Source organism: Pseudomonas syringae group sp. J309-1 (assembly GCF_032582135.1).
In the GTDB taxonomy this organism is placed as follows: Bacteria; Pseudomonadota; Gammaproteobacteria; order Pseudomonadales; family Pseudomonadaceae; genus Aquipseudomonas; species Aquipseudomonas quasicaspiana.
In genome coordinates this window covers 21,543-29,021 of the sequence record NZ_JAWHNU010000057.1, presented here as the reverse complement: position 1 = coordinate 29,021, position 7,479 = coordinate 21,543, and the positions used below count along the sequence as shown (strand labels likewise).

At 56.0% G+C, this 7,479-nt stretch carries 8 protein-coding genes; 2 read left to right on the top strand and 6 right to left on the bottom strand.

Translation table 11 applies throughout. The features are described 5' to 3' along the window. Positions 1 to 125 precede the first annotated feature (125 nt). Together RX972_RS23910 and RX972_RS23905 are read right to left on the bottom strand one after the other, a co-directional pair. The gene (locus tag RX972_RS23910; RefSeq protein ID WP_231677358.1) at positions 126 to 1,262 is read right to left on the bottom strand and encodes an alkene reductase; all 1,137 of its coding nucleotides are present in this window, start codon (positions 1,260 to 1,262) and stop codon (positions 126 to 128) included. A gap of 139 nt (positions 1,263 to 1,401) precedes the next feature. Beyond that, entirely contained in the window at positions 1,402 to 2,079 is a 678-nt protein-coding gene (locus tag RX972_RS23905) for a type 1 glutamine amidotransferase domain-containing protein (RefSeq protein ID WP_099268611.1), read from the bottom strand. A gap of 213 nt (positions 2,080 to 2,292) precedes the next feature. Here RX972_RS23905 and RX972_RS23900 point away from each other — a divergent pair, with 213 nt between their 5' ends. Continuing rightward, positions 2,293 to 2,877, top strand: a complete 585-nt coding sequence (locus RX972_RS23900; RefSeq protein ID WP_316879187.1) for a TetR/AcrR family transcriptional regulator — start codon at positions 2,293 to 2,295, stop codon at positions 2,875 to 2,877. Positions 2,878 to 3,044: 167 nt separating this feature from the next. On the opposite strand, the gene RX972_RS23895 is transcribed toward RX972_RS23900, so the two are convergent. Together RX972_RS23895 and RX972_RS23890 are read right to left on the bottom strand one after the other, a co-directional pair. Beyond that, positions 3,045 to 3,668, bottom strand: a complete 624-nt coding sequence (locus RX972_RS23895; RefSeq protein WP_316879185.1) for a hypothetical protein — start codon at positions 3,666 to 3,668, stop codon at positions 3,045 to 3,047. 226 nt (positions 3,669 to 3,894) lie between these two features. Next, positions 3,895 to 4,731: an SDR family oxidoreductase gene (locus RX972_RS23890; protein WP_316879183.1), complete on the bottom strand. Its 837-nt coding sequence runs from the start codon at positions 4,729 to 4,731 to the stop codon at positions 3,895 to 3,897. A gap of 119 nt (positions 4,732 to 4,850) precedes the next feature. On the opposite strand from RX972_RS23890, the gene RX972_RS23885 reads away from it, so the two are divergent. Next, positions 4,851 to 5,732: a LysR family transcriptional regulator gene (locus RX972_RS23885; protein WP_316879181.1), complete on the top strand. Its 882-nt coding sequence runs from the start codon at positions 4,851 to 4,853 to the stop codon at positions 5,730 to 5,732. Positions 5,733 to 5,930: 198 nt separating this feature from the next. On the opposite strand, the gene RX972_RS23880 is transcribed toward RX972_RS23885, so the two are convergent. Both RX972_RS23880 and RX972_RS23875 read right to left on the bottom strand, forming a co-directional pair. After that, the gene (locus RX972_RS23880; RefSeq protein ID WP_316879179.1) at positions 5,931 to 6,725 is read right to left on the bottom strand and encodes an ABC transporter permease; all 795 of its coding nucleotides are present in this window, start codon (positions 6,723 to 6,725) and stop codon (positions 5,931 to 5,933) included. Then, positions 6,722 to 7,441, bottom strand: coding sequence for an ATP-binding cassette domain-containing protein (locus RX972_RS23875; RefSeq protein ID WP_410478257.1), 720 nt, complete (start codon positions 7,439 to 7,441; stop codon positions 6,722 to 6,724). Before RX972_RS23875 ends, RX972_RS23880 begins: the two co-directional genes overlap by 4 nt. Between the last annotated feature and the right edge of the window lie 38 nt (positions 7,442 to 7,479).

Here is a 7,479-nt window from a genome sequence, read left to right as displayed (position 1 = left end):
CCACCGCGAGGCTGCGATGGCGGTTTGTCTGACACGCCGCCATCGCTGGCCTCGTAACCTCGGTGAGCTCCTACAGGTCAATTGCTTGCAAACAGGATCGCCCCCGGCAAATCAGGCTTTAGCCGTCATTCAGCGTAAAACGTATAATCCACATAACCCTCGGCAGTACCGCCATACACCGTGGCCGGATTGATCGGATTCAACGGCCAGTCATTGGCAATGCGGGCTGGCAAATCAGGATTGGCAATGAACGGCCGGCCAAATGCGACGAGGTCCGCCAAGCCTGAATCCAGCAGGGCTGAACCGCTTTGTGCCGTGTATTTTCCGGCATACATGATGGCTCCGCTGAAGGTGCTTCTCACGTCACGGCGGAATGCTTCAGGCATGGCTGGCGCGTCATCCCAATCGGCTTCGGCAATGGACAGATAAGCGATGCCGACGTTCTCCAGAACCTTGATGGCTTCGATGTAAGTGGTGTGCGGATCTTCCTCTACCAACCCCAGATAAGTGCGGTCTTCATCCGTCGTCGTGAACAGGGGCGCAAAACGTACGCCGACTTTCTCTTTACCAATGCACTCTGCAACACCCGCAACGATTTCCCGCAAGAAGCGCAGGCGGTTATCAAGCGATCCGCCGTACTGGTCTTCGCGATGGTTGCTGTGGGCCGAAATGAACTGGTTAACCAGATAGCCATTGGCGCAATGCAGTTCGATGCCATCGAAACCAGCCTCCATTGCATTGCGGGCGGCTTGAATGTAGAGCTGAACAAGCTCCTGGACTTCATCGGTGGTCAGCGCTCTCGGCATCGAAGGTTTGACCAGTTCACCTGCGCCCGGCGCGGTTTCGATAAACACGCTCACCTTGTCCGCTGCAATGGCCGAGGCCGATACGGGGGCGTCGCCATTCGGTTGCAGCGCGGTGTGAGACACCCGGCCGACATGCCACAGCTGGGCGAAGATAACCCCGCCTTCGGCATGCACCGCCTCCGTCACCTTGCGCCAGCCAGCGATTTGCTCGGGCGTGTAGATGCCGGGCGTCCAGGCGTAGCCCTGACCGCGAGGTTCGATTTGCGTACCTTCAGTCACCAGAAATCCCGCACCTGCACGCTGGCTGTAGTACTGCGCCATGAGTTCATTGGCGACGTTGCCAGGCTGGCTGCTGCGTTGCCGGGTGAGGGGCGGCAGGACAATACGGTTTTTGAGAGAGTGATTTCCCAATTGAGTCGGGGTGAAGAAATTGCTGTTTTTGACTGAGTTGTTCATTGATCTGCCTTGTTCGACATGGAAGGTCTTAGTACTTATTAGACCAGTCGACTAGTTTCTGGCTAAAAATAATGGACGCTTTGCCGTCAGGCGCAGCGTCCACGGTGAATCGTGTTACAGGAAGTCTGAAGCCTGAGAATCAGCCCAGTTTTTTCAGCAATGCTTCAGCGACTGCTGCCGAGCTTGCAGGGTTCTGGCCAGTGACCAGTTGACCGTCTTCTACAACGTAAACCTGCCAATCACCCAGCTTGGAGTAGTGCCCGCCTAAACGCTGGAATTCGTCTTCGATCAGGAACGGCACCACCTCTGTCAGGCCAACGGCTTCTTCTTCCGAATTGGTGAAGCCAGTCACTTTACGACCTTCGATCAGCGGCTTGCCGTTTGCGCCTTTGACGTTAATCAGCACGCCAGGTGCGTGGCAGACAAAGCCATGAGGCTTGTTGCTGCGGTCGAAGGCTTCGATCAGCGCAATCGAGTTCTTGTCTACAGCCAGATCCCACAGCGGGCCATGGCCACCTGGGTAAAAGACTGCGTCGAAGTCTTCAGCGCGGACATCTGACAGCAGGCCAGTGTTGGCGAGTACGCGTTGAGCCTCAGCGTCTTTGCGGAAGCGATCGGTCTCAGCGGTTTGCGCATCAGGCTCGTCGCTTTTCGGATCAAGTGGTGGCTGACCACCGGCTGGCGAGACGACGGTGATGTCGGCACCCGCATCCTTGAACGCAAAATAGGGGGCAGCAAATTCTTCGAGCCAAAAGCCGGTTTTCTTGCCGGTGTTACCCAGTTGATCGTGCGAAGTCAGAACCATCAGAATTTTCATAAGGTACTCCTTGAAGGTGAAGGACTGGCAATGAGGCGATCGAAGCGGGAGCTGGAAAACCAGCGCCTCAAGTCACCGATGGACAAAGCTTAGACTCGGAATAGACCAGTCGTCTAGGGTTTTTTTCAAAGCGCGTTCACAAGGTTGGTCATTCAACCCGCTTGATCGTTCAAAAAATAGACGACTGGTCTAATGTTTGGTATTTTGCGCCTTATGAAACCGACCTATGACGACACTCGCCAGCATTTGCTCGATACCGGCCACCGCATGATGGCGGGGAAGGGCTTCACCAGCGTGGGGCTCAGTGAGCTGCTGCAAGTCGCTGGCGTGCCCAAAGGCTCTTTCTATCACTACTTCAAATCCAAGGAGCAGTACGGGCAGGCCTTGCTGGAAGATTACTTTGCTGGCTATCTCGTTGACATGGACAGACGCCTGGCCTTGCCGGGGCTAACGCCTCGAGAGCGCCTGATGGATTACTGGCTCGGCTGGCAGCAGCGTTGTGTCGAGCCTTTCAGCGGCAACGAGTGCCTGGTGGTCAAATTGAGCGCTGAAGTGTCGGACTTGTCGGAGTCGATGCGCATCACTTTGCGTGACGGTGCCGAGCAAATTGTGGCGCGGCTTACGGCATGTATCAGGCAAGGGCAAACCGAAGGGTGCCTGCCTGGCAGCGATGCGCGACAGCTGGCAGAAACGCTTTATCAGATGTGGCTGGGCGCCAGCCTGTTGAACAAACTGCAGCGCGATGGTCAGCCTTTGCAGACGTCGATGACGACAACGAAGCAATTGTTGGGCGTTTAAGACAGCGTTTGATTCTGGCTGCAATAGTTTTTCTGGTTGCACCCCGATCCTGTAGGAGCTCACCGAGGTTACGAGGCCAGCGATCACGGTTTGTCTGACACTCCGCCGTCGCTGGCCTCGTAACCTCGGTGAGCCACAGGGATCCGGGTTGTGATTTAACCTGGCACTCAGACAGCGCTCGTCTGCAGTTTTGAGTTACTCACTCTGCCTGGAACATCTGCAGCCACAGACCGCTGTTGCAGCCAGTAGCCGACACTGGCTGACAGCCACATGGCATAGGTCATCAATTCGATCCCTTCCTCCACAGCCGTCTTGGCCAGGCGTGCATAACCGTCATCCAGAATCAGATGCCAAAGCGAGCCCATGCCGAATACCCGGGAAAACACCAGCACACATAATCCGGTCGACAACGTACCGAAGGCCGGGGTTTTGGTGAAGGCAGCCAAGGCTTGCAGGGTGTTCTGACGATTCGTCGAATTGAAAGCGATGGTCAGCGACGTGATGGCGATTAGCAAAAACGGCCAGCACCAGGCACTGTGGCTGATGGGGTCAAAAAGACCGTCGAGTTCTCTCATCAACAGACAGGCAAAGAAACCCGCAACCAGAGCCTTGAAGCCTTTCTGACCATCGTTCGCAGGTGAAAACCAGAAGAGCAGAGCGCAAGCGAACAGCATGATTTCCTGTGAGACTTCAGTAAATGAAGTCTCCAGCAGTTGAGTATCAAATACGGCGATGTCCAGCCAGATCATCCCGAAAACGATGCCCGTCAATACAAGTTTGAACAGGAACATGACTGACGCATTTTTTAAATCTTTGAACATGAGGGGCAAAACCAAAGCTCCAGACTTGCGAGGCAACTTGATAGTTGCGGTTCGCAAGGGGACGCCTTTTTACTAATAATTTCAAATGCTTCCGTTGATTATCGGAATTGATGAAATTCATACCCCGGATACAGATGTGTGTGGTGGATGCTCCGGGGCTGAGCTCTTCAGCCTTCTATAAAGTCAGACGCGGTATTTATTGCGTGTCGACATCACAGCCATAAGCCAGGTCTTTTTGAGTGCTTAACAACGTCTGGCGCTCGTGTAATTTCGCATCGATATTGTCCCAGGCAATACTGCCCAATGGCACTCGAAGCGGTAATGCGTCGGCTTCTGCGATGGCGATCATCTGCTGGGCAATCTTGACCGGGTCGCCCATGTGCGGGCTGAACTCGCCACTTTCAAGGCGGTTGCGCAGGGCGTTTACCGGGCTGTTTTCATAAGCGCCTGACGGCGATGCACTGTCGATACCGGCAAGAAAATTCGTCGCCGTAGGGCCGGGTTCCAGCAGACACATCTCGATGCCAAAGTGGGCGACTTCCTGAGCGACCGCTTCAATAAACCCCTCCTGACCCCATTTGCTGGCGTGGTAGAGGCTGAAGCCTGGATAGCTGATCCTTCCGCCTTCGGAACTGACCTGGAGAACACGACCGCTCCCTTGTTGGCGCAGGTGAGGTAACAGCGCCTGGATGAAAAAGATCGAGCCGAGCAGATTGGTCTCGATCTGACGTCTGATCTGCACCTGGGAAAGCTCTTCCACAGCCCCGAAGGTCCCGTAACCAGCATTGCTGACGACGATGTCGATACGCCCCAATGCCTGAAATGCCTCAGCGACTGCCGGGGCGATGCGCTCGCTATCGGTCAGGTCCAGTTGAATGGGAACGAGCGATTCGGGAAAGCGTTGCGTCAGATCATCCAGTGCGCCATCACTGCGGTAGGTGGCAGCGACCCGGTCACCGCGTTCAAGCAGCGTTTCAGTCATAAGGCGGCCGAAGCCAGAGTTGGCACCGGTGATAAACCATGAAGCAGGCATGTTGATGTCCTCACTTGTTTGTGGATTTCAAATCAAGGATGGGACTGGCATGCTGTTCTGGATAGACCATCAATCATGAACAGGCTGATCGAAAATTGACACTAATCCATGACCTTAGCTTGAAAAGCCTGCGCATGGCGTTGGCCGTCGCGGACACTGGCAGCTTCCGCAGCGCCGCTCGATTGCTTGAAATGGCGCCTTCGAGTCTCAGTCACGCAATTACTGAACTTGAGGTAACACTCAAGCTGCGCCTGTTCCATCGCACCACCCGTAGCGTCGCGCTGACGGTGGAAGGTGAAGCTTTCCTGTCCCGAATTCGTCCGGTACTCGGTGAGCTGCGCGTTGCCGTCGACGAAATCAACCAGCAGCAGGACGGCAGCATCAGCGGTGAGCTGCGCATCAACATCCCGTTTGCTGCGGCCCGCTATCTGTTGAAGGAGGTGGTGCCAGCGTTCATGAAGCTTCATCCGGACATTGAGCTTGAGCTACGCCACGAGGAGCGGCCGGTGGACATCGTCGCCGATGGCTGTGACGCAGGCATCCGGCTGGGCAGCAGTGTGCCGATCGACATGATCGGCGTGCCGTTTGGCGGCAAGGCACGTTTCGTTCCCGTGGCTTCTCCAGGCTATCTTAAGCAATACGGTCTTCCCGTTCACCCGGCGGAGTTGAAGACGCATAGATGTATCCGGATCAGAATGCCCAGAGGCGAGCGCTATGCCTGGGAGTTTGAACGGCAGGGTGAAAGAGTCGAGCTGGATGTGCCAGGCTCGCTGACCGTCAACCGCATTGCCCTGATGATAGAGGCTGCCGAAGGTGGCCTTGGAGTGGCGTTTGTCCTGGAACAAGCTGTCGCGCAAAGTCTGGCTGACGGAAAACTGCAATTGTTGCTGAATGACTGGTGCCAGGATGAACCAGGGTTAATGCTTTATTACCCGGGGCGACGAAATGTGCCTGCGCCGTTGCGGGCTTTTATCAGTTTCATTCAGGCATTGGGGCGCTGAGCGAATCAACTTGTTGGCGAGGCCGTTATCGTGTTTCGCCCGATGCACCGCTTCGCGACCGTCGTAACCTCCGATGGCTCCTACAGGAAATCGCGTGGTGCCATGAATTCCGCGTGTGCTTCGCGCCGTGCCGAAACGCGTGATCTGTAGGAGCTGCCGAAGGCTGCGATGGCGGTCTGTAAGCCTGGTGCGTCTCCATCAGACTCTATTGGTCAGCTTATGCATCATGAAACGATGATCAGCCGAGAATAATCGACGGTAAGTCAACAGTACGGCGCAGACGGTGCCGAGTGCTGAGGATGCGGCGATCAGGAACATGATCACGATCTGATAGCGGACAGCTTCTACGGGCGATTGCCCCGCCAGCACCTGGCCGGTCATCATTCCGGGCAGGCTCACGATGCCCACTACACTCATCTGATTCAGCGTTGGCGTCATGCCCGCTCTTACTGCTTGCCGGGCCGCCATTTGCGCCGCTTCCCAGCGTGAACCGCCCAGTGCGAGGATTGTTTCCACGGTACTTCGTCCCGACGACAGCTCCTGCATCATGCGCTCGATTCCCAGCGACACACCGGTCAGGGTATTGCCCAGGATCATCCCAAGAATAGGAATCGCGTACTGCGGTTCGTACCAAGGGCGAATCTGAATAACCAGCAGCAAGCCGATAGCAGTCACCAGCCACGAACTGCCCCACACTGACACAACACTGTCCAGGCGCCGCCCGGCATAAGTGCGGTTGCCTCGTCCCGCTGCCGACATACCGGCAATCAAAGTCATCATGCACATCAGCGGCAGCACGACATACCAGTAGGCAAACTCGAATACCCAGCCAAGGATGTAGCCGATAGCAAGTAGTTGAACGACTGTGCGCACCGATGCCCAGATCAGTTGACGCTCCAGCCCCAGTTTCAAGGCCAGAGATAAGGCCCCGTTGATCAGAATCAGGCACGCGGCGATGGCGATGTCCGCAGCCGACAAACTTTGATAAATCATGGGTGACCCACCGCACTCAGCACACCGGCGTGCATTTCAAATCTGACATTGCTCATCCGCTGCGCCTGATGAAGATCGTGTGATACCCAGATATAAGCGCGCGTGGACGCCAGCCCACCGGTGAACCAGGTATCGACCAGTGTTTCTACATCGCGGGAAGACTGAGGGTCGAGCGCGGCAGTGGGCTCATCCAGCAGGATCACTTTCGGCTCCAGCTGAATGGCGCGAATCAGTGCAACAACCTGAGCCTCACCTCCGGAAAGATCGTCCGCGGCCTTCAGCAGGAAGCGTTCTGGTTTTCCTGCCTGACGTAAAAGCGCTTTGACCTTCTCGGCATCGAACTTCCTCTGCTTGAAGATATTCAGGCTGTAGGGAAAGCGCAGGTTGTCTTCAACGGTGCCATCCATCATCGACGGACGTTGTGCGAGGTAGCAAATCTGACTGCGATACGAGGGGATCTGCCCGGCATTCACGGGCTGGCCGTGCCAGAGTACTTCACCTGAACCGGGCGCATCCAATAGCGCCAGGGTGCGCAAAAAAACACTTTTGCCAGACCCGGACGAGCCGGTTATCGCCACTCTGTCGCCGCCGCTCAGGATGAAGTCCACGGGGTGGAGAAGGTGAGCAGAACTGTTCTGATCCAGGCGACTGAGCGCGCAGGCTTCGATCAGCTTCGTGTCGTGAGGGGGCGGCGAGGTGGGGGAAGACAAATACAAACTCCAGACACAGCAATATTGACGATCAAGTTTGCTGT

Excerpts from the sequence above, each read along its gene's own strand:
- RX972_RS23910 (WP_231677358.1), bottom strand. The coding sequence starts at position 1,262 with ATGAACAACTCAGTCAAAAACAGCAATTTCTTCACCCCGACTCAATTG.
- RX972_RS23905 (WP_099268611.1), bottom strand. The coding sequence starts at position 2,079 with ATGAAAATTCTGATGGTTCTGACTTCGCACGATCAACTGGGTAACACC.
- RX972_RS23900 (WP_316879187.1), top strand. The coding sequence starts at position 2,293 with ATGAAACCGACCTATGACGACACTCGCCAGCATTTGCTCGATACCGGC.
- RX972_RS23895 (WP_316879185.1), bottom strand. The coding sequence starts at position 3,668 with ATGTTCCTGTTCAAACTTGTATTGACGGGCATCGTTTTCGGGATGATC.
- RX972_RS23890 (WP_316879183.1), bottom strand. The coding sequence starts at position 4,731 with ATGCCTGCTTCATGGTTTATCACCGGTGCCAACTCTGGCTTCGGCCGC.
- RX972_RS23880 (WP_316879179.1), bottom strand. The coding sequence starts at position 6,725 with ATGATTTATCAAAGTTTGTCGGCTGCGGACATCGCCATCGCCGCGTGC.